The sequence below is a fragment of the Massilia sp. LMS1-1-1.1 genome (assembly GCF_040815535.1).
In the GTDB taxonomy this organism is placed as follows: domain Bacteria; phylum Pseudomonadota; class Gammaproteobacteria; order Burkholderiales; family Burkholderiaceae_D; genus Janthinobacterium; species Janthinobacterium aestuarii.
On record NZ_JBFPNG010000066.1, the window covers coordinates 210,694 to 231,036 of the forward strand.

Here is a 20,343-nt window from a genome sequence, read left to right on the forward strand (position 1 = left end):
CGCTTGTGCGCGGACGGTGCCGCAGCGGCGCAGGGTAGAATGAGCGTAGCGCAGCGTTTGCCGCTGCATTGCCTTATTTCCGCTACTTTGATTGTCCATACATTTGAATACATTGCCCAAGTCGCGCCTGCAGCGCGCCAAATACGCCTTGCCCAGCATGGTGACTTTGCTTTCGATAGCATGCGGTTTTGCCAGCATCGTCATTTCCGTCGATAACGCCGCCGTGGGCGACGCGGATGCCTACCGCCTGGCGGCGGCACTGCTGGTGCTGGCCGGCGTGTTCGATGCGCTCGACGGCTATGTCGCGCGCCTGACGAACACCAGTTCGCAATTCGGCGTGCAGCTCGATTCCATCGCCGACGTGATGAATTTCGGCTGCGCCCCGGCCGTCCTGCTGTACTGCTACGGCTTCGTGCAGATGGGCGTGCACGATCCGCTGCTGCTGCGCTTTGGCGGCATGGCCAGCTTCTTCTTTGTCGCGTGCGGCGCCATGCGCCTGGCGCGCTTCAATGTGAACGTGGGGCGTACGGACCCCCTGTATTTCGTCGGCATGCCGATCACGGCCGGGGCCGCCTGCGTGGCGGCCGTCGTGGTGGCCTGGCCGGCGCCCATCGATTCCATGCTGCACAGCTATCTGCTGATGCTGCTGCTCGTGGGCGTGGGCAGCCTGATGGTGTCGACCTTGCGTTTCCCCAGCTCCAAGCAAAAGAAAAGCCTGGCCGCGCTGCTGGTGCTCATCGTGGCCATCGCCCTGCTCGTGTGGCTGAAGACCAGCTTCTTCGCGCTGTTCTTCGCCGTCTACATCGGCGCCACCCTGCTGCTCAACCTGGCGTGGTACCTGGGCTGGCGCGGCATTGCTTTACCTCAGGTTTTCAACGACCCTGACGAGATCGATTAATCTCAAGCCACCTCGTGCCCGCGTGCGGCGCGCAGGATGGCGAACCAGTCGCTGCGGCTGAGCGTAAATTGTGTGCCTTCCACGGCCACGCCCACGGCTTCGATGCGTCCCGTGCCCGTCAGCGGCAGGGGGCGGCAAGGCAGTTGCATGATCCAGGCAAACACGACGCTGGCAAACGGACGCTGCAGCTGGTCGGCGATCTGCTTGATCACATTGCGCAAGTTCTCCACATTCGCATCGCCGCCCTGGAACAGCCGGCCGCCCGCCAGCGGCGACCAGATCATCGGCGCCACTTTCAGATCCTGCAAGCCGTCGAAGGTTTCGTCGAACAGGGGCGCCACGTGCAGCGGCGAAAATTCCACCTGGTTCGTCACCAGCGGGAAGCGCCGGTGCAAGCACTCGAACTGGTGACGGCTGAAGTTCGACACGCCAAAGTGCAGCACCTTGCCCGCCGCTTTCAATTGCGTGAAGGCGCCGGCGATCTCGTCGAAATCCATCAGCGGGTCGGGACGGTGGATGAGCAGCAAGTCCAGGCGGTCCGTGTGCAGCTGGCGCAAGGTGTGTTCCACGGAGCTGGTGATGTGCGCCGCGCTCGTGTCGTAATGCTGGATGGCATGGCCGGGACGGTGCGGCGACAGCAGTTTGATGCCGCATTTGCTGACCAGTTCCATCTTGTCGCGCAAGCCCGGCTGCAGGGCCAGCGCTTCGCCAAATAGCCCTTCGGCGCTGTAATCGCCATAGATGTCGGCATGGTCGAAACTCGACACGCCCAGCGCCAGGCATTGTTCGATGAAAGCGAGGCGCTGCTGCGCCGACATATTCCACTCGCCGATGCGCCACATGCCGGCAACGATACGCGACAGTTCGGGACCGTTGCTGCTTAAACGGCTGCGCGGCGCTTGCAGGCTGGCGGGGAACACATGGCTCATGGGCTGGCTTTCTGATGGTGGAGATGAAGGTGACGCCACGATTATAGCCAGCTACGCTACAGCATGCTGTGGAGAAATCGGCGGCGGGACAGACGAAAAAAATGCCCGCAGCATCTGCGGGCATTTTTTATGGGGAACGCTAAAGACTTATTTCATCCACAGGCGCATCGAATCCCAGGCGCGGCCGAAGATCGTTGCCTGGTTGATGGTTTCCAGCGCCACGACAGGCAGTTCCAGCAGGACCTTGTCGTCGACCATCATTTTCAGCTTGCCGACCGGGGCGTTTTCAGCCAATGGCGCGACCAGCGGGTCCTTGCGTTCCAGCACAGGTTTCATCTTGGCAGCCGTGCCTTTTGGTACGGTGACGAGCACATCGCGGGCGAAACCGATTTTCACGGTGCCTTTCGAGCCTTTCCACACTTCCGGCGTAGCCACGGCCTGGCCCTTCGAGTACAGCTTGACCGTATCGAAGTTCTGGAAGCCCCAGTTCAGCAGCTTCTGGCTTTCCTGCGTGCGGGCCTGGTCCGACGAAGTGCCCAGCACCACGGAGATCAAACGGCGCTCGCCGGTGCCGCCTGGACGGCGGGCCGACGCGATCATGCAGTAGCCGGCAGCTTCCGTGTGGCCCGTTTTCATGCCATCGACGGTTGGGTCCAGCCACAGCAGGCGGTTGCGGTTAGGCTGGGTGATCTTGTTGTAAGTAAAGCTCTTGATGGAATCGATTTTGTAGAATTCCGGGTAGTCGGCGATCACGCGCTTGGCCAGCACGGACAAGTCTTGCGCCGTGGAATAGTTATCGGGGCTAGGCAAACCATGCGGATTGGCAAAACGCGTATTTTTCAGACCCATGCGCTGGGCTTCACGGTTCATCAGCACGACGAACGTGCCTTCATCGCCGGCAACGGCTTCCGCCAGCGCCACGGCGGCGTCGTTACCCGATTGAATCATCAGGCCGTGCAGCAAGTCGTCGATTGAGACGGGGGTCGCCGGGTCGATGAACATCTTCGAGCTGCTCGAATCGACTTTCCATGCGCGCACGGACACGTTGACTTTCTGGTCCAGCGCCAGTTTCTTTTCGCGGATGGCGGCAAACGTCAGGTAAGCCGTCATGATCTTGGTCAACGAAGCCGGCTCGATGCGCGCGTCCGGATCTTGCGAAGCAATGATCTGGCCACTGGTGGCGTCAAGCAACAGCCAGGACTTGGCGGCGATGGTCGGGGCTGGAACGCTCTGGGCGTAGGCGGCGGAAAAGAAAAATACACTGGAGGCCAGTGCCGCTAAAAGTTTTTTCATGGAGGCTGGTCTGCGAGAAAAAGATGAAGGCTGAGGGCCATGCTGTTGCTGCTTGCATGGCCGCGTGGAAAAAACGGATCAATTATAGCCGTGGAGGCGCTAGTAAGCCCACACTTCAATGATCATCTGCTGCAATTGCGGGTTTGTCACCATGCCACAGGGCAATCACGAGGTTCTTGATGTGATTGAGCTTGCGGTGGAAAAAGTGGTCGGCGCCGGGGATCACGATCACGGGTATGTCTTGTGGACGGGCCCAGTCGAAGACGGCGGACAGGGGGATCGTGTCGTCCAGTTCGCCGTGGATCAAGATGGTGTCGGCGGGAATGTCGGCCATGGCCCACTTGCCGGCCGCGCTGCCGATCAGCGCCAGGCGCTCGACGGGCGTGCCTGCGGCGGCCAGGCGTTCCTGCAGTTTCGATTGCACGAAGGTGCCGAACGAGAAACCGGAGAGTGCGACGGGCAAGCCCGGGTACAGGCCGCGCATGTGTTCATACAGCAACTGCATGTCGTCCGTTTCGCCCACGCCATGGTCGTGCACGCCTTCGGACGCACCGACGCCGCGGAAGTTGATGCGCGCCACCACGTAACCGAGCGCGACAAACGCGCGCGCCAGGGTTTGCGTGACCTTGTTATCCATCGTGCCGCCGTACAGCGGGTGCGGATGGGCAACGAGGGCGATGCCGCGCGGAGTGTCTGCCGGGAAATCGAGCAAGCCTTCCATGCTGCCTGCATGGCCGGCGAGGGTAAATTTTTCCGAGTTTCTGTTCATGATGCTCATACTGGTGGCGTAGGCTTAATTTGAAGTTAAAACGTTGAAATTAAATATGCGGCTCAGATTTTCAGGCGTTCGACGATTTTGCCGCCTACCAGGTGCGTATCGATGATTTCATCGATATCGCTGGTGTCGACATAGGTGTACCAGGTCGCTTCCGGGTAGATGACCAGCAGCGGGCCTTCTTCGCAGCGGTCCATGCAGCCGGCCTGGTTGATGCGGATCTTGCCCGCGCCATTCATGTCGAGTTCCTTGATGCGGCGCTTGCAATGCTTTTGCGCCGCTTCCGCGCCATGGTCGCCGCAGCTGTTGCGGCCGTCTTCACGTTTATTCATGCAGAAAAAAACGTGGCGTTCAAAATACGGTGCGTCGCTCATACTATGCTCCTGCGGAATCATCAATGCGTCATGATAACGCTTATGGAGGGTCTTCGCGACGCTGGCGCTGCACATCTTCCTGCCGGTTCAGGCGGTGCGAGGGCAGGCACAGGAACCACAGGGCCATGAAGGGCCACAGCAAGGCCAAAAATTGCGCCGCGCCATTGAAGTTGAGGAACTTGCCTTGGAACCAGCCTTGCAAGGTTGACATGAAATACGGGTTGATCGGCGTCGTATTCACCATCACCAGGCTTAGCAGCAAGGTGGCGGCCGCGATGCGGCGCTGCGCCACGTGCGGCGCGAACGCCAGGCCGCCCAGCATGATCAGGCCGATCAAAAAGCCGCCCTGGGCGCCCGGCGTGATCCAGACGAAGGCATTTTCCGGTGAGAACAGCAGCGCGCTGGCCATTGAGCGCACGATCAAGGCGGCGGCGATCAGGGCCAGCATCAAGATGGTGCGCGGCGCGGCGCGGCGCAGCAGGCACAGCAAGGTAAGCACGGCGCCCGTCATGCCGCAAGCCGTGATGATGGTTTCTGAAAGCCAATATTGCTCAACCGTCAATACGACGTCGGGACGCAGATACGCGGCCAGGTCGATGTCGATGCCCGCCAGCTGCGACAGCCAATCCGACAGGATGGGCAGCAGCTGGCCCAGGCCGAACAAATAGCCTTGCGGATAGATTTGCGCCAGCGGCCACAGGGCCACGAGCACCAGGCCCTGGCTGGCGTGCTGGGCAAACCAGCGCTGGCGCAAGCGGAACAAATGACTTTGGTCGAGCAGCTTGCGCGCCGTCAGGGCGCCGATGATGGAACCGATGCAGCAGCCGGCCGCATTTGTATAAAAGTCCAGGTTCGACGAGACACGGCTGGGCAAATAGGTTTGCACGGCTTCCATGCTGCCCGAAATCAACATGCCGCACAGGCTGGCGACGATGACGGCAAAGAAACCGGTGATCCTCGGAAACAGCGAATACACGATCAGCGCGCCCAGCGGGATGTAGCCGACGACGTTGATGCCCACGTCAAAGCCCGTCCAGTAGCGGGGCATGCGCGTGTTTTCCAGGAAAGTCAGTGGCGACAAACCATTGCTGTGCCAGCCCGTGAACGGGAACCAGCTCGCGTACACGATCAGGAAGACGTAGGCGAGCAGGGTCGCGCGCGATACGGGCGAGGAACGGACCGGCGGCAGCGGCGCCGCCGGGCTGGCTGGGGATGCGGGGTCGGTCATTCTTTCGTGATATTCAGCGTGCCCAGCCAGGTGAGCAGGTCGGCGGCGATGGCGTCCGATGCCGCCGCCAGCGCTTGCGCGCCACCTTGCGCATCGGCGCTGCCGGCTGGGCCGCTGCGGCTGAAGGTTTTCTGGTCGATCAGGCGGTGGCCGCGAAACAGCGAGGCGCGCAGCGACACATGGCCGCTGCTCTGCGTCTGCGTATCGAAGTTTTGCGAAAAATCATCGACGTCGATGCGCAGCAGGGGCATGCCGGCGGCCGCGTCCGTGGTCGACAGCACTTTCACGCCGCTTTGCGCCACGCGGGTTTTCAGGCGCTGGCTCAGCAGTTGCAACGGCGGCGTGTTCCAGCGGTTGTAGGCGTACGGACGCGATTGCTGAGCATCGGCGTACAGCAAGCGGTAATACATGCGCTGGCTGTCGAGCCAGGACGGGCCGTTGGCGTCGGCGATCACCAGCACGGGCACGGCCGGCGCGGCCGGCTGCGCGGCTACCAGCGGTGCGGCCGGGCCGAAATCATAGAAAGTGGGGACGGGGCCGCGGCTGGCGCAGCCGCCCAGCAGGAATGCGGCGGCCAGGATGAGTGCGCTGAGATTGCGTGGGATAGGCATGCGGTGTTCTCCTTATTTGCCCGGTGCCGAAAAACCGGGCTCGCCCGGGCCGGGCGGGATGTCTGGGGCGCCGAACAAGATGCTCTGCGGCTGTTCATTGAGCGTGCTCATGGTGGTTTTCAGGGCGCGCATCGAGGAACGCGCTTCGCCGCTCAGCTCGATGACTTGCGGCAAGACTTCCAGCGACACGCCATTGGCCACCGTTTCCACCGAGCTGCCGACCCGGTCGACCGTGCCATTTACCTTGTCGAGCACGCCGCCCGGCGCCTGGATGTCGTTGCCCAGTTTTTTCCACGTGGCCGTCAGGTCCGACACATTCTTGCTGGCCGTACTGACAGCCGTCAGGGTTTGGCGCGTCTGTTCCGTCAGTTGCGGCAATTGCGTCAGGGTCGGCTCGAGCTGCTGCGGAATGGCGCCAAAGGCCTTGGCTGCCTTGCTCACTTCCGTGAAAGCGCCCAGCATGGCGGCCTGATTGTCGGGGCTGAGCAGATTATTGACCTTGTTGGTGATCTGCTCGGCCTGGTCGAGGATGCGCTTGCCCCGTTTTTCCAGCTGGTCGAGCAAGCCGGCGCGCAGGGGAATCAGCGACGGCTTGTCCTTGCTGGTGCCCAGCAACTTGGAACCGACGTGCTCATCGTCGAGCTGGATGTAGGCGATGCCTGTCACGCCCTGGTAGCCGAGGGTGGCAAACGTCGTGTTGGTGACGGGGGTGTCGGGCGCCACGCTGATATGCACGAGGATTTGCCCCGCCTTTTGCGTGTCGAAGTCGATGGCGTCGACCTTGCCCACTTCCAGGCCCCGGTAGCGCACGGTCGCCTGCGGGTTCAGGCCTGGTACGGACAGGGTGGTGGCGAGCAGGTAAGGCACCCGTTCCACGCGGTCGCGGTTGAACCAGACGCCGAACAGGATGGCGGCCACCAGCAAGGTCAGTGTAAAAAATCCCGTCATCAGGGCATGTGATCTGTTTTCCATTACTTCTCCGCTTTCGTGTCTGTGCCGGCGTCGTCGCCTGGCTGCGCCGCCGTGCCCGCCGCCGCCTGTTTCTCATCGAGGACGGCCAGCGCGCGCTTGCCGCGGTCGCCGAGGAAAAATTGCTTGATGAACGGGTGGTCGACTTCGATCACCTCGCGCGTGGGGCCGATGGCGATCACGTGTTTTTCCGCCAGCACGGCGATGCGCGTCGACAGGGCGAACAAGGTGTCGAGGTCATGCGTGACCATCACCACCGTCAAGCCCAGCTCGCGGTGCAGCGACTGGATCAGGGCGACAAAACTTTCCGACAAGTCCGGATCCAGGCCCGCCGTCGGTTCATCGAGGAACAGCAGCTTCGGTTCCAGCGCCAAGGCGCGGGCCAGGGCCACGCGCTTGATCATGCCGCCCGACAAGTCCGACGGCATCTTGAGCGCATGCTCCGGGCCCAGGCCCACCATATTCATCTTCAATAATACCGCGTCGTGCACCAGCGCTTCGGGCAGCACGCGCAATTCGCGCATGGGCTGGGCCACATTGTCGAACACGGTCAGTGCCGAATACAGTGCGCCTTGCTGGAACAGCATGCCCCAGTGGTTGCGCAACTGTTGCAGCTGGTCTGAACTTGCCTTGTTGATATCTTCGCCAAAGACTTTGACGCAGCCGCGCGCCGGATGTTCCAGGCCCAGCATCTGGCGCAGCAGCACCGTCTTGCCCGTGCCGGAACCGCCCACGATGGAAAGGATCTCGCCCCGTTCGATTTCCAGGTTCAAGTCCTGGTGCACGACGGTGCGGCCGAACTTGGTCCACAGATTGGTGATGTCCACCACGGGCGCGCTGCCGTGCAGGTTGAACTGGCCTTCCTTGCCGGTGCCGCACGCGATATTGGTGTCGTCCGCCATCAGTAGCCCACTCCATTGAAGACGATGGCGAACACGGCATCGGCCAGGATCACGACGGTGATGGCCGTAACGACGGCGGTGGTGGTGCCGCGCCCCAGGCTTTCCGTATTGGCCTTGATGCGCAGGCCGAAGTGGCACGAGACCAGCGCGATCAGCATGCCGAAAATCACGCCCTTGCCCAGGCCGATCATGTAGTTGGCCAGCGGCACGGCGTCGGGCAGCTTCTGGATGAAGTAGCGCGCCGACAGATTCAATTCCACCTTGGCCGCCACCATGCCGCCGATCAGCGCGGCCGTATCCGTCCAGATGACGAGCAGGGGCATGGAAATGGCCAGGGCCAGCACTTTCGGCATGATCAGGCGGAAACCGTGCGAAATGCCCATCACCAGCATGGCATCGAGCTCTTCCGTGACGCGCATGACGCCCAGCTGGGCCGTGATGGACGAACCGGAGCGCCCGGCCACGAGAATGGCCGCCAATAACGGCCCCAGTTCGCGGATGACGCTCATGCCCAGCAGGTTGACCAGGTAGATGTCGCCGCCAAACGCGCGCAGCTGCTGCGCGGACAGGTAGGACAGCACGACGCCGATCAGAAAGCCGACGAGAGCCGTGATGCCCAGCGCCTGGAAGCCCGCATGGAAGATATTGGCGGAAATTTCACGCCATGGCCCGCGCATCGGATGGCGCGCGAAACGGCCGATATCCTGCGTCACCTGGCCGACCAAGGCAATAAAGCCCTTCAAATGTTCGAAAAACAGCAGGATGGCCATGCCCAGCTTCATCACGGGCGTGAGGCGGTTGGCGCGCGAGGGCGGCGTCGTCAACGGCCCCGTTTCTTCGATGCGCCGAAAAAACTCTTCCTGCGACGGCGCCAGGGTCAGCTGCGCGGGGCGCTGCTTGCCCCAGGCATTCCAGAACAGCTGGGCGCCGATATGGTCCATGCTGTCGATGGCCGACAGGTCCCATTGCGCCTTGGCATCGCCCTGCAAGGGCTTGAGCTGGGCGTCGATGGCCTTGATGGCATTGTCATGCGCCAGCGCGTGCACCTGCCAGGTGCCGCTGGCAGTGACAAGGGCTCCCTGTTGGGAGCTGGTCTGGGAGAGGGTCAGTTTCGGCGATTGTACAGTCGGCATCGTGCCAGTTTAAGGGAGAATGGCGCAGACCGCCACCGCTGTTCAATCACCGGCCCCTCAGGATGCCAGGTGGCGCGCCTGCCGCTGCGGCAGGGCGACGTCCGGGCGCACCTTGGCGCCGCCAGTACTCACTTCGGCTGGCTTGGCATGTGCGGCCGCTTGCGCGCCGCCCGCATAGTCGCTGGCCACGAGGGCGTTGGCCTCCACCGCGCTCATGCCGCGCGTCTGCAGCCATTGCGCCACCAGCTTGGCCAGGCGTTCCATGGCGATGCGGTGGGTGGCGTCCGTATGGGCATACAGCCAGTTCGAAAAATCCATGAAGTTTTCAAATGGCGCATCGCCGAGCATCCATTGCACCGTATTGGCGAAGCGGCCCGAGTTGGCGACCAGGTCCCAGTAGCGGGCAAAGCGCACGAGGCGCTGCATGCTCATGAAATCGAGCTGCTTGTTCGCCAGGATGGTGTACGGCGGGTGCGGGTCGAACACCATGCCATAGTTTTCCGTATGGCGAATGATGGGCGTGCCGCGCAGCCGTTTTAATATACCGAACTGGATTTCATGCGGTTTCAAGGCCACCAGCTTGTTGAAGCCGGCCGCGAAGCTCGCTTCATCCTCGCCCGGCAAGCCGGCGATCAGGTCCACGTGCAGGTGGGCGTTCGATTCCTCGCACAGCCAGCGGATGTTGTCGGCCGCTTTTTGATTGTCCTGCTTGCGGCTGACCAGCGATTGCACGTCCGGATTGAAACTCTGGATGCCGATCTCGAACTGCAGCGCGCCGGGCGGGAATTTGCTGATGCCTTCTTTCAAGGCGTCGGGCAAGTGGTCGGGCACCAGCTCGAAGTGGGCGTAGATCGGGTCGTCCGGATTCGCCTCGATCTTGTCGAGAAAGAACTGCATGATCTTCAAACTGGTCTTGATGTTCAGATTGAAGGTGCGGTCGACGAACTTGAACAGGCGCGCACCGCGCGCATGCAATGACTCCATCTCGGCCAGGAAGTTCTCCAGCGCAAAGGGCCAGGCCGTCTTGTCCAGCGCCGACAGGCAGAATTCGCACTTGAACGGACAGCCGCGCGACGCTTCCACGTAAATCGTGCGGTGGCGGATATCGTCGTCTGTATACAAGGAGTAGGGCAGTTGCAGTTCCGCCAGCGGCGCTTGCACGCCCGCATGGATCTTCATCAGCGGCTTCGGTCCGTTGAGGATCTCGCCGCACAGCTTGGGGAAGGTGACATCGCCCCAGCCCGTGATCAGGTAGTCGGCCAGCTTGACGATTTCCTGCTCGCCCGCCTCATGCGACACTTCCGGCCCGCCCAGCACGATGATGACCTCGGGCGCCACGCGCTTGAGCATGGCCACCAGTTTTGTCGTTTCCTCGACGTTCCAGATATACACGCCAAAACCGATGATGCGGGGTTTGTTGATGAGGATGCGCTCGACCAGTTCCGTGGTTTTCGTGCCGATGACGAATTCCTGCAGCCGCGTCTGCGCTTGCAGCGGCCCCATATTGGCCAGCAGATAGCGCAATCCCAGCGAGGCGTGGGTGTAGCGGGCGTTCAGGGTGGAGAGCAGGATGGTCATGGGAGGCGATGAAAACGGCGAAACCGCTATTTTACGCTGTCGCATCAGCTGTGCGCTGCGGCAACAAATGCCATGTTACCATTTGTCAATAATTACTAACTTGTCAATGCTGCGGCAGGCTAAAAGGGATACAAGGTGCTGGCGAAAAAAGTACGCAATAAAAAAGTCCTGTTCGGGACGCTTGCCGGCGTGGCCGTGGTAGCCGCCGCACTGGTCGGCTATCGGGTGTTTGGCTGGGGCGCGATGGGGCCGGTCAACGGCCTGAAGCTCGATTTATCCCGGCCCGACGCGCTGGTCCGCACGAAAAGCCTGTCGGCCTTGCCGCGCGACTTGCTGACGGTGCCGCTGGCGCGCGATGTGTTGCGCGAGGATTTCCTGTTCTATTACGAGCAAAGCGAAGACCGGCTGGGGCTCAAGGGCAGCTTGCGCCGCATCGCTTACGAGCATGAGCTGGGCTGGGGCGACCAGTTGCTGCGCATGGTGCTGGACCAGCCGGCGGAAGTGGCCTTGTGGCGCGACGCCGACGGCTCGCTCAAGCATTTCGCCATTGCCGTGTCGCGCAGCCAGCTCACGCGTTTGCTGGAAGAAGCGGGCAAGATCGCCTTGAAGGATACGCAGATGCGCGTGGCCGGCAGCTTGCGCGTCGATGGCGGCCAGGTGCCCGTGTATGCGTTGAACTATGCCTACCAGCGCACCTTGCTGTTTGCCGCGCACGGCCAGCGCCTGGTCATCCTGTCCCATCCCGGCATGCTGTATGGCGGCAGCGACGGCAAGCATGGCGATGGCACGGCCGAGAAAACCGTAGTCAGCCTGCTGGCGTCGGAGCCGGCCAAGCAAAACGTCTTTCATGCGCAGTTCCATCTCGACGGCGCCGCGCCCGAGGGCCACAGCATCGCCGTCAAGGCGGACTTCCTGTCCTTCGGCTACCAGCCTTTCTTTGGCGCGTTAGAGGCGCTGCGCTTCGATTTTCAACAGGGCGCCTGGCAATCGAAGGTGCTGCTCAATGCCGATAAACTGAAAAACGGCGGCTATGACAGCAGCGCCTTGTGGCCGCAGCTGCCGCACAACCCGAGCGCCTGTTTCAGCGTGCCGGTCGACTGGACCGCGCTGCAGCCTGTGCTCAAGCGCCTGGGCAGCAAGACCTCCGCGCCCGTGGCGCCGCTGGCCGAACACTTGCAAGGCCCTGCCGCCGCGTGCTGGTACGGCACTTCCCGCCTGCATACACCGGTTTTTGTTGCCACCCGCAGTGCGCAGGCCGGTGATGACGCTGTCTATGGCAGCCTGTTCGAGGCGGCCATCGGCGGCAAGGACCCCGTGCGCAAAACGACAGGTAAAGATGGTGCCGTTCGTTGGGAGCGCAGCGTCGCCACAGCCTTGGGCCAGTCCACGCCTGCGCTGGCCGTGGCCGGCAATACCGTTGTCTTTTCCACCGACGGCAAGCTGGTGGACCAGGTGCTGGCCGTGCGCCGCAAGCAGGCGCCGGCCGCCAGCGACCTGCTGCCCGATGGCGCGCGCACGATCGGCCTGATCGCGCCGGCGTCGCTGGCCCGGCTGATCCAGCTGGAAGTCTTCGATACCCTGCCGGCGAATAATGAACCGGTCTTGCGCGCGGCCGCCAACGAACACCTGGTGCCGCGCCTGAACGCCTTGAAAAAATATCCGCCGCTACGCATGGTGCTCAAGCGGCAGCCAGCCAGCGGTACGTCCTGGGAAACGCTGGAATGGCAAGAGGCCGCGCGATGACGCTGTGGCATGGGCGGCATGGACGGCGTGCCGCCTTGCGCTGGCTGGCGGCTTGCGCCGCCACCGTGGCAATGCCCGCCTGGGCCCTGCGCGCGGCCGCCGAGCCGCAAGTGCTGCTGTCGCAGGCGCAAAGCCGCGCCTTCCAGGCCTGGATGCTGCGCATCGTCAACGCGCAGATCGAACGGGGGCCGTCGCCGCGCTGGACGCACCGCGATTGCGCCGGCCTGGTGCGCTTTGCCGTCAATGAAGCGCTCACCGTGCATGACGCGAAGTGGCTGCATGCGAACGGCATCGCCAGCGACCGGCGCCTGCCGCCCGAGCTGGAACTGGATGCGAAGCAGGCCGCCTTGCGCAACCGCTGGGTGCAGACAGGCGGCAATGTCGGCCACTTCGTCACGGCGCTGGCGCTGGTGCAGCACAACAGCCGTTTCATCGCCCGCGAAATCAGCCAGGCGCTGCCCGGCGACCTGCTGTTTTTCGACCAGGGCGACGAACAGCATCTGATGGTCTGGATGGGAGCGCGCATCGCCTACCACACCGGTACCGTCACCCCCGACGACAATGGTCTGCGGACCGTCGATATCAAAGAACTTACGAGCTGGAAGGACACGCGGTGGCAACCTGTGGTCAACAATCCCAATTTCGCCGGGGTGTTCCGGCTGGCCTTTTTATCATGAAGCCGATTTTTGTCATGAAGCTGCTATTCATGGGCTTTCTGGCGCTGCTCATGCTGGGCAGCGCCTCCGCGCAGCAGCGCGAGCCCAGCAATTACACGACCTTCAAGGGTGAACCGTTCTTCCTGCTGTCGGACGCCAGTTATGGCAGTCTTGATGAAGCGCGCGTGCGCCTCGAGGTGCCGGGCCGCGACATGGGACGCATGAACCTGGAAGCATATTCGGGCGCCGACATCGTCGTCTACCGCGTGCCCGAACCGATGGAGTTCCTGAAAAAGCAGCGCAATCTGCACCGCATCCAGGTCGAGGGCAATTACCAGGGCGAAGGCCTGGCCAACACCTTGAGTTTTCTGTGGGATAGCTGGTGGAAGCAGTCGCGCCTGGCCTGGCGCAAGCTGTTTTCCGGCGAAGCGCGCCTCGCGGTAACGAAGGAACAGCCGCAGCTGGCGACGAATGACGCGATCCGCCGGCGCACCGTATTCGCCAACCATCCGCAGTACAAGCCGATCAAGGGCATGGAACTGGTCGACAGCTTCCGCTATCCGATCTGGCAAGCCAAGGCCATCGCGCCGCCCAAAGGCGTCAAGCTCGATGGCTCCAGCAGCGACTTCATCGTCGCCGGCGCCGGCAACGTGATGATACCGCTGGGTAAACGCAAGCCGGGCCTGTACCTGGTCGAAGCGATCATTGGCGAACACCGCGCCACCACCCTGGTATTCGTGTCGGACACGGTGGCTGTGACCAAGGTGTCGTCCGGCCAGATGCTGGTATGGACGGCGCGGCGCGACAACAGCGCCGCCGTGGCTGGCGCCAGCGTGGCGTGGACCGACGGCACCGGCGTGCTGCAATCGGCCATCACGGGTGCCGATGGTGTCGCCTCGCTCGAGCGCGGCAGCCCGGAACACACGTATGTGCTGGGCCAGGACCGCGCCGGCGGCGTGTTCGTGTCCGAGAATTTTTACTATGACAGCGAAATCTACAACACCAAGATTTATGCCGTAACGGATCGGCCCCTGTACCGGCCCGGCGACGAGGTCAACGTCAAGTTTTTGGGCCGCGAGTTCACCTCGGCGCGCAACTCGCAGGCAGCAAGCGCGGCGCCGATCAGCTTGAGCGTGCTCAATCCGAACGGCACGCCGCTGCTGACGCAAACGCTGCAGCTGTCCGGCGATACGGGTGCCGACACGCGCTTCCGTCTGCCCACGGAAGCCACGGCCGGCGGCTATGAACTGCGCTTCAATTACAAGGATGGCGTGTATGGCGCGGCTTTCCGCGTGGCCGAATACGTCAAGCCGCATTTTGAAATCAATGTCCAGCCATCGAAGCCGGAATTCAAGACGGGCGAGGCGGTCAAGGGCAGCATCGCGCTGCGCTACCCCGATGGCAAACCCGTGAAAAACGCGAAGATGACCCTGTCCTTGCGTGGCCAGCAAAACACCATGGTCGAAGGCGAGCTGCGTTACAGTGGCCTGTTCCCCGTGGCCCTGAAGACCGAGGAAGTGACGAGCGACGGCAGCGGCAATGTGGACTTCAGCTTGCCGCCCGCCGCCGATCCCTCGCGCTACATCTTGACCGTGCTGGCGACTGATGGCGCGGCCTACCGCGTCAAGGCGACGCGCGAGCTGATGATAGAACGCTCGAGCAGCAGCTACCAGCTGAAGGCCACGCGCCAGTTTTCCGATCCTGGCCAAGCCGTGCATTTCGACTTGCTGGCCGATGGACAGGGCGCGGCCAAGCCCGTGCGCTGGGAGATGGTGCAGCTGGAAAAACAGAGCAAGACCGACGGCGCGTTCGATCCAAATGCCAAGGGTTGGGACGTGACGTTCCCCGCATCGGGCTCGTATCAGCTGGCGCTGCGCGACGAGCGCGGCAATCTGCTGGCCGCCGCCAGCCACTGGGTCGCCGGCGATGGAATCCAGACCACGCCGGGCAGCATCGAGATCGTGCTGGACCGCACCCGCTATCGTCCGGGCGACACGGCCGAGGCCTTGATCACGTTCTCCGACAAGGTCGACCAGGCGCTGTTGACGCTCGAGCGCGACAAGGTGGAACACCATGGCTTGATGGCCGGCGCCGCCAACTGGTACCAGGCGAAGCGCGTGGCGCCGCGGCAGTGGAGAGTGCGCATCCCGGTAAAAGAAGAGCATGGCCCGAACATGACGTTCTCGGTGGCGTACACGCGCAATGGCGACTTTGTCTTCGAGAACGCGGGCCTGCAAGTGATCGAGCCGCGCATCGCGCTGCAATTCAAGAGCGACAAGGAGGTCTACCAGCCGGGCGAGAAGGTCACGCTCGATGTGAAGGCCACCCTCGATGGCAAGCCTTTGAGCACCATGGTGGCGTTGGGCGTGGTCGATGAAATGATCTACGTGCTGCAGCCGGAAATCGCGCCAGATATCAGTGACTTCTTCTACCATCCGCGCCGCAACAACGTGCGCACGACGGCCAGCCTGTCCTTCATCAGCTACGACATGGCGCAGGGCCGCACGGCGGGTGCGCCGGCGCGCCACAATTACAACGAGCGTGGCGTCAAGGTGCTGGAGCGTCCGCGCCGCGACAATATCGATACGGCGTACTGGGCGCCATCGCTGAAGACCGACGCGAATGGCAATGCGCGCGTGAGTTTTACCATGCCCGACGCGCTGACCCGCTGGAGGATCACGGGCCGCGCGATGGATGAACAGGGGCGCGTCGGCCAGCGCACGGCCTATCTGCGTTCCGATAAAAACTTCTATGCCAAGTGGACGGCGCCCGACTGGATGCGCGCCGGCGATGCGCCGCGCGCTTCGGTGGCCGTGTTCAACCAGACGGGAAAGGAGCAGGCGCTCGACGTCGTTCTCTCAGGCGGGGCGCAGCCGAAGACGGAAAAGATGTCCGCCAAACCAGGTGTCAATTACGTCGAATTCCCGCTCGCCGCTGACGCTACCGGGCCGCTGCGCCTGGAGCTGAAACAGAATGGCAAACAGGTCGACGCGCTCGACACGGCCATGCAAACCTTGCCCGCTGCCTGGAGCAGCCCGCGCTCGCTGGTGCTGCCGCTCGATGGCGTCACCGCTGATATTCCACTCAAGCTGCCGGCGGACGCGCGCAATATCCGCGTTTCGTTCGCCCAGGGAGCGGCCAGCCAGTTCGCGCGCATTGCCGACGACCTGATCGACTATCCGTATGGCTGCGTCGAGCAGACGGCCAGCCGTTTGATTCCGCTGGCGCTGGCGACGCAAAGCCTGGGGCCGGACGCCGGTGCTGCAAGCGAACGCCTGCAAACGCTGCTCACGGCGCAGCGTTTGCGCCTGGTATCGATGGCCGGCCCGAACGCCGTCTTCGGCTGGTGGGGCAACGCCACGGCCGGCAATGCCTTGATGACGGCGTACGCCTATTACGCCGACTGGTACGCGGCGCGTGCGCTGCGCATCGAACTGCCGCCCGAGCACTGGAACAAACTGCTGGCCGTCTACAGCGAACATGGCTTGACGGATGCGATGGGCGACCGCGCGCTGGTGCTGTGGATGGCGCGTGAGATGGGCCTGCCCACGCAGACCCTGGCGGCCGGCCTGGTGGATGACAGCGCGATCGCCGTCCTGGGCGGCAAGCCGCGCCAGGCTGGCGACACGAGCAGCCTGTTGCTGGGCGGAGCTTCTGACCGTGAGGCGCAAGCGATGTCGTTGGGCCTGGTGGCGCTAGTCGCCGCCCAGAACGGCATCGCCCTGCCGCATTCGCTGCAGCTGCAGGTGGCCAGCTCGTGGCAGGTGCTGCGCGAGTCCAAAGCGCCGGTGGCGCAGGCTCTACTGATGCTGGCCGGCGAAGTGCCAGCTACCCAGGCCGAGGCGGTGCTGGCCGGCGTGCGCGCCGAAATGCCGACTCTGGACCGCGCGATGACCTTGATGTGGGTACAAAAGAAGCTGGGCGGCGTATCGTTCGGCAAGGGACCCGTCGTCGCGCTGGACGGCGCCTGGCAAAAACGCGACAGCCGCAGTGGCCAGGCGCTCTGGCACTGGAGCGACACCAAGAGTATTCCCGATAAATTGCGTCTCGCCGCACCGGCGCCGGCCGGCACGGTGGCCGTGCTGCAGTACGACAGCCATGCCGCCGAAGCGCAAACCTTGCCGGTCGCCGTCGAGCGTCGCATCCTGCGCATGAAGGCGGGCAAGGGCGGCTACACGACGGAGCTGGTCAAGCCGGGTGAAGCGCTCAGCACGGACGCGCTGTATCTTGATGAAATCACCTTGAAAGCAGCGCCGGGTGCGAAGCACCGTTTTGGCTTGCTGGAAGTGGCGCTGCCGCCCGGTGCCATGGTCGAATCGACTACCTGGGGCATGGTCATGGCGGGCGACAAGCCGGCCGCGCTGGAACGCGCGCGCCACACGGAGCGCCGCGACGGCTACGCCGTGCCGATCGAGCCGATGGAAGGTGACGTGACCGTGCGCCACTTGCTGCGCTTTGCGCAGAAGGGCAATTATGTGCTGCCGCCGGCGCGCTTTTACCGCATGTACCAGCCGGAGCAGAAAGCCTTCGAAGGCGGCGGCAAGACCACGCGCGCGCTGAAGGTCGAGTGATGGGCTTTGCACGTCCAGCCTTGATGCTTGCCACCTTGCTTGCCACCTTGCTGGCCGCGCCTGCATGGGCGGCCTCGCTGGATGTGGCCTGGTGGCGCGACGGCAAAATCGAAGTGCGGCAGCTGCGCCAGGGCGGTGCGGCGCCACCGCCGTTCGACGGTGCGCGGCAAGTGCCGCTGGCCAGCCTGTGGAAGTTGTTCGTGTATGTGTACGCGAGCGATAACAAGGTGGCGATGCCGGACTACCGCTGCGGCGGCCGTGACCCGGAAGAAGTGTATTGCTGCGATGCGGGCCAGAGCATCGGCCACGACGCGGCACTGGCGCAATCGTGCGGCCCGTTTTTCTCGCCCAGGCGTCTGATGATCACTGCCACGCCGTGGCGCAAATACTGGACCGGCCGCCTGGGTAGCGCGCCGGCAGGCGACTTTGCCTGGCTGTCCGATCCTGCGCAACTGGCGCCGGCGCGCACGGTGCGCCTGGACAGCTTGCTGCGCGCGCTCGACAGCATCCCGGCCGCCAGCCGCGTGGACGCCGAAGCGGCCTTGCTGCGCGTGGTGCTCGATGGGCGCGGCGCGGGTACGGCACGCTGGTTCGGCAGCCAGCTGCGCGTCAAAACGTATTCCTGGCACCAGCAGCGCCGGGCAGACGAACGTATCGGCGGTGCGGCCGGCTGGCTGGCCGATGGCACGCCGATCTGGTTTGGCGGCGCGGGCGGCAGCAGCAATGTGTTCGAGCAGTGGGCGCCCAGGCTGGCTGCCACTCTGCCGCCAATGGGTGCGGCAGACGACGGCGGTTGCGTGGTGGTCGATTATTTCAAGCGCTATCCGATCCGTGCCGTGCGCGGCGAACGTGGCGTGGCCGTACCTGGCCCGCTGAATGGCCGCTACCACGTGCGCTTTGAAAATGGCCAGAACCTGGCCTTGCGCAGCACCGGCGAGCTGATGCTGCTGCAAGAGAAGGGCGGCCGTCCGCAATTGCGCGGCCGCTTCGGCGTCAATGAATATGTGGCGCGCGTGCTCGATCGCGAAGCGAGTACTAGTGAGCCGGAAGCGGCCAAGGCGCTGGCGATTGCCGCGCGCACCTATCTGCAGCAGAACGCGGTGACGGTGGCGGGTTGCCAGCAGATCGCCGACAGCAGCGCGACCCAGCGTGTCAGTCCCAGCCCCGCCACGCCGGCGGCCCTGGCCATTGCGCGGTGGACCGACCAGCTGATCGTCGATGGCGTCACCGTGCGCTATCACAGTAACTTGCCGTCCGAGGGCACGATGGCGTGGAGCGAGGCGGTGCGCCAGGCCAAACAAGGCAAGCACTATGATGAATTGCTGGCGGCGGCTTATCCCGGCGGCGCGCTGAGTACCTTTGGTAACACGGGTGCGCGTTGCCGTCGCCTGGCGCAGAACGAGGATTGGCTGGCGCGATCCGTGCCGCGCTGGCAGCGTGTGCTGCTGCGCGAGGCCGGCTACGAGGCGCCGCCGCAAGCGCCGCTGGTCTGCGCCTTGCAGAGCGGCGCGCCATATTCGGAACAGTCGCGCAACCGCATCTTCATGCGGCCGCTGGCCACGCGCGAAGACCGCATCACCCTGGCCCATGAATACCTGCACCTTGGCCTGCGACGTCATCCGCGTGGCCAGGACGAAGAATATGTCGAGCGGCTGGCACGCCGGCTCGTCGACCTTAACCTGGAGGCCCTGTGAGATCCCCTGTCCGCTACTGGATTCCGTTATTGCTATTACCACTCTGGGCGCAGGCCCAGGTCACTATCGATGCACCGAAGAGCGGCTGGCGCAACTCGGCCGGCGCGCGCGAGGATTACACGCAAGCGGTCAATTACCCCGCCGCATCGGTCAACCTGCAGCCGGGCCAGGCTGAAACGGCGCAGATACGCGGGCGTATCGCGGGCGCCGTCAAGGGCAAGCCCGCCACCCTGGTGGTCAATGGCGTGGCGATGCCGATGGAAGTGGGCGAGGACGGCAGCTATGGCCGTCCCTATGGCTTCGGCAGCGGCTCGAACAGCGTGGAAGTGCGCTCGCCCGATGGTCGGAGCCGCGCGCGCACCCAGTTCGTCGACAGCTACCAGGGCAAGACCCAGGCGCGCTTGCGCATCGTGCTGTCGTGGGACAGCGCTGGCACCGACCTCGATCTGCATGTGGTCACGCCGGACGGTGGCCACGCCTGGTATGGCAATCGCGTATTAAAAGATGGCGGCGCGCTCGATGTGGACGTGACGACCGGCTATGGCCCGGAAATCTTTTCCAGCGCCGCGCCCCTGAAGGGCAACTATCACGCCTACGTCAATTACTACGGCAGCGGCGAGAACACCGCCATGCTGACTGTCGCGCGCATATCGGTCATTACCAACGAAGGCACGCCGCGTGAAAAGCTGCAGAGCTTCCAGGTGCCGATGCGGGCCGCCGGCGAGCTGACCCTGGTGAAGTCATTCGTGTTGCCATAAATGGCTCTTGCGGAGCCGCGGCACCTTGGCTATAATTCGCCCCCTCGCTGAACGACGCATGCAAATGCTGAGTAAAGTAGAGAAAAAGAAGGAGTTGACGGACGTAGCGAAATGCTTCATACTCTTCCTTCTTCGCAGCTGACAAACACAACGCTTTGTCGATAGCGCGAAAGCAGTAACCGAATACAGTTCTTTAACAATTAACAGTCGATAAGTGTGGGCATTTGATGT

16 protein-coding genes are annotated in these 20,343 nt (G+C 63.4%); 6 read left to right on the forward strand and 10 right to left on the reverse strand.

The genetic code is table 11. The features are described 5' to 3' along the window. Positions 1 to 157: 157 nt before the first annotated feature. Positions 158 to 898 carry a CDP-diacylglycerol--serine O-phosphatidyltransferase gene (gene pssA / locus MRBLMS1_RS28950; RefSeq protein WP_226941593.1) on the forward strand — a complete coding sequence of 247 codons (741 nt, stop codon included), beginning with the start codon at positions 158 to 160 and terminating at the stop codon, positions 896 to 898. 2 nt (positions 899 to 900) lie between these two features. On the opposite strand, the gene MRBLMS1_RS28955 is transcribed toward pssA, so the two are convergent. The 10 genes from MRBLMS1_RS28955 to MRBLMS1_RS29000 form a co-directional block, all read right to left on the reverse strand. Beyond that, a complete protein-coding gene (locus MRBLMS1_RS28955; RefSeq protein WP_072457582.1) occupies positions 901 to 1,827 on the reverse strand; it encodes an aldo/keto reductase in 927 nt (308 codons plus the stop codon). A 147-nt stretch (positions 1,828 to 1,974) separates the two neighbouring features. Next, positions 1,975 to 3,120, reverse strand: a complete 1,146-nt coding sequence (locus MRBLMS1_RS28960; protein WP_034754313.1) for a D-alanyl-D-alanine carboxypeptidase family protein — start codon at positions 3,118 to 3,120, stop codon at positions 1,975 to 1,977. A gap of 115 nt (positions 3,121 to 3,235) precedes the next feature. Then, a complete protein-coding gene (locus tag MRBLMS1_RS28965) occupies positions 3,236 to 3,889 on the reverse strand; it encodes an alpha/beta hydrolase (protein ID WP_058050378.1) in 654 nt (217 codons plus the stop codon). A gap of 62 nt (positions 3,890 to 3,951) precedes the next feature. Beyond that, complete coding sequence (locus tag MRBLMS1_RS28970) at positions 3,952 to 4,269, reverse strand: (2Fe-2S) ferredoxin domain-containing protein (RefSeq protein WP_034781335.1); 318 nt, start codon at positions 4,267 to 4,269, stop codon at positions 3,952 to 3,954. Positions 4,270 to 4,309: 40 nt separating this feature from the next. After that, positions 4,310 to 5,497, reverse strand: a complete 1,188-nt coding sequence (locus MRBLMS1_RS28975; RefSeq protein ID WP_485883818.1) for a VanZ family protein — start codon at positions 5,495 to 5,497, stop codon at positions 4,310 to 4,312. Beyond that, positions 5,494 to 6,108, reverse strand: coding sequence for an ABC-type transport auxiliary lipoprotein family protein (locus tag MRBLMS1_RS28980; protein WP_128140530.1), 615 nt, complete (start codon positions 6,106 to 6,108; stop codon positions 5,494 to 5,496). The genes MRBLMS1_RS28975 and MRBLMS1_RS28980 overlap by 4 nt, the downstream gene beginning before the upstream one ends. Positions 6,109 to 6,120: 12 nt before the next feature. Next, complete coding sequence (locus tag MRBLMS1_RS28985; protein ID WP_485883820.1) at positions 6,121 to 7,080, reverse strand: MlaD family protein; 960 nt, start codon at positions 7,078 to 7,080, stop codon at positions 6,121 to 6,123. Continuing rightward, positions 7,080 to 7,979, reverse strand: coding sequence for an ABC transporter ATP-binding protein (locus MRBLMS1_RS28990; protein WP_485883822.1), 900 nt, complete (start codon positions 7,977 to 7,979; stop codon positions 7,080 to 7,082). Before MRBLMS1_RS28990 ends, MRBLMS1_RS28985 begins: the two co-directional genes overlap by 1 nt. Beyond that, a complete protein-coding gene (locus MRBLMS1_RS28995; protein WP_072457592.1) occupies positions 7,979 to 9,112 on the reverse strand; it encodes an MlaE family ABC transporter permease in 1,134 nt (377 codons plus the stop codon). Before MRBLMS1_RS28995 ends, MRBLMS1_RS28990 begins: the two co-directional genes overlap by 1 nt. 57 nt (positions 9,113 to 9,169) lie before the next feature. Next, a complete protein-coding gene (locus MRBLMS1_RS29000; protein ID WP_485883825.1) occupies positions 9,170 to 10,690 on the reverse strand; it encodes a B12-binding domain-containing radical SAM protein in 1,521 nt (506 codons plus the stop codon). Positions 10,691 to 10,825: 135 nt separating this feature from the next. Between MRBLMS1_RS29000 and MRBLMS1_RS29005 the strand changes: the two genes are divergently transcribed. Genes MRBLMS1_RS29005 through MRBLMS1_RS29025 form a run of 5 tightly spaced genes read left to right on the forward strand, consistent with a single transcriptional unit; the run spans position 10,826 to position 20,112 of the window. After that, on the forward strand, positions 10,826 to 12,433 hold the full coding sequence (locus tag MRBLMS1_RS29005; RefSeq protein WP_485883827.1) for a DUF2138 family protein: 1,608 nt from the start codon (positions 10,826 to 10,828) through the stop codon (positions 12,431 to 12,433). Continuing rightward, on the forward strand, positions 12,430 to 13,110 hold the full coding sequence (locus MRBLMS1_RS29010; RefSeq protein ID WP_485883829.1) for a DUF1175 family protein: 681 nt from the start codon (positions 12,430 to 12,432) through the stop codon (positions 13,108 to 13,110). The genes MRBLMS1_RS29005 and MRBLMS1_RS29010 overlap by 4 nt, the downstream gene beginning before the upstream one ends. Next, a complete protein-coding gene (locus tag MRBLMS1_RS29015) occupies positions 13,107 to 17,660 on the forward strand; it encodes an alpha-2-macroglobulin family protein (RefSeq protein ID WP_485883831.1) in 4,554 nt (1,517 codons plus the stop codon). Before MRBLMS1_RS29010 ends, MRBLMS1_RS29015 begins: the two co-directional genes overlap by 4 nt. Then, on the forward strand, positions 17,660 to 19,354 hold the full coding sequence (locus tag MRBLMS1_RS29020; protein WP_485883832.1) for a DUF2300 domain-containing protein: 1,695 nt from the start codon (positions 17,660 to 17,662) through the stop codon (positions 19,352 to 19,354). Before MRBLMS1_RS29015 ends, MRBLMS1_RS29020 begins: the two co-directional genes overlap by 1 nt. 29 nt (positions 19,355 to 19,383) lie before the next feature. Beyond that, entirely contained in the window at positions 19,384 to 20,112 is a 729-nt protein-coding gene (locus tag MRBLMS1_RS29025; RefSeq protein ID WP_485883834.1) for a YfaP family protein, read from the forward strand. The last annotated feature ends 231 nt before the right edge of the window (positions 20,113 to 20,343 follow it).

Bases quoted from the DNA above. Each gene is read 5' to 3' on its own strand.
- MRBLMS1_RS28995 (WP_072457592.1), bottom strand. From the start codon at position 9,112: ATGCCGACTGTACAATCGCCGAAACTGACCCTCTCCCAGACCAGCTCC.
- MRBLMS1_RS29015 (WP_485883831.1), top strand. From the start codon at position 13,107: ATGAAGCCGATTTTTGTCATGAAGCTGCTATTCATGGGCTTTCTGGCG.
- MRBLMS1_RS28970 (WP_034781335.1), bottom strand. From the start codon at position 4,269: ATGAGCGACGCACCGTATTTTGAACGCCACGTTTTTTTCTGCATGAAT.
- MRBLMS1_RS28960 (WP_034754313.1), bottom strand. From the start codon at position 3,120: ATGAAAAAACTTTTAGCGGCACTGGCCTCCAGTGTATTTTTCTTTTCC.
- MRBLMS1_RS28980 (WP_128140530.1), bottom strand. From the start codon at position 6,108: ATGCCTATCCCACGCAATCTCAGCGCACTCATCCTGGCCGCCGCATTC.
- MRBLMS1_RS28965 (WP_058050378.1), bottom strand. From the start codon at position 3,889: ATGAACAGAAACTCGGAAAAATTTACCCTCGCCGGCCATGCAGGCAGC.
- pssA (WP_226941593.1), top strand. From the start codon at position 158: ATGGTGACTTTGCTTTCGATAGCATGCGGTTTTGCCAGCATCGTCATT.
- MRBLMS1_RS28985 (WP_485883820.1), bottom strand. From the start codon at position 7,080: ATGGAAAACAGATCACATGCCCTGATGACGGGATTTTTTACACTGACC.
- MRBLMS1_RS29020 (WP_485883832.1), top strand. From the start codon at position 17,660: ATGGGCTTTGCACGTCCAGCCTTGATGCTTGCCACCTTGCTTGCCACC.
- MRBLMS1_RS29000 (WP_485883825.1), bottom strand. From the start codon at position 10,690: ATGACCATCCTGCTCTCCACCCTGAACGCCCGCTACACCCACGCCTCG.
- MRBLMS1_RS29010 (WP_485883829.1), top strand. From the start codon at position 12,430: ATGACGCTGTGGCATGGGCGGCATGGACGGCGTGCCGCCTTGCGCTGG.
- MRBLMS1_RS28990 (WP_485883822.1), bottom strand. From the start codon at position 7,979: ATGGCGGACGACACCAATATCGCGTGCGGCACCGGCAAGGAAGGCCAG.
- MRBLMS1_RS28955 (WP_072457582.1), bottom strand. From the start codon at position 1,827: ATGAGCCATGTGTTCCCCGCCAGCCTGCAAGCGCCGCGCAGCCGTTTA.
- MRBLMS1_RS28975 (WP_485883818.1), bottom strand. From the start codon at position 5,497: ATGACCGACCCCGCATCCCCAGCCAGCCCGGCGGCGCCGCTGCCGCCG.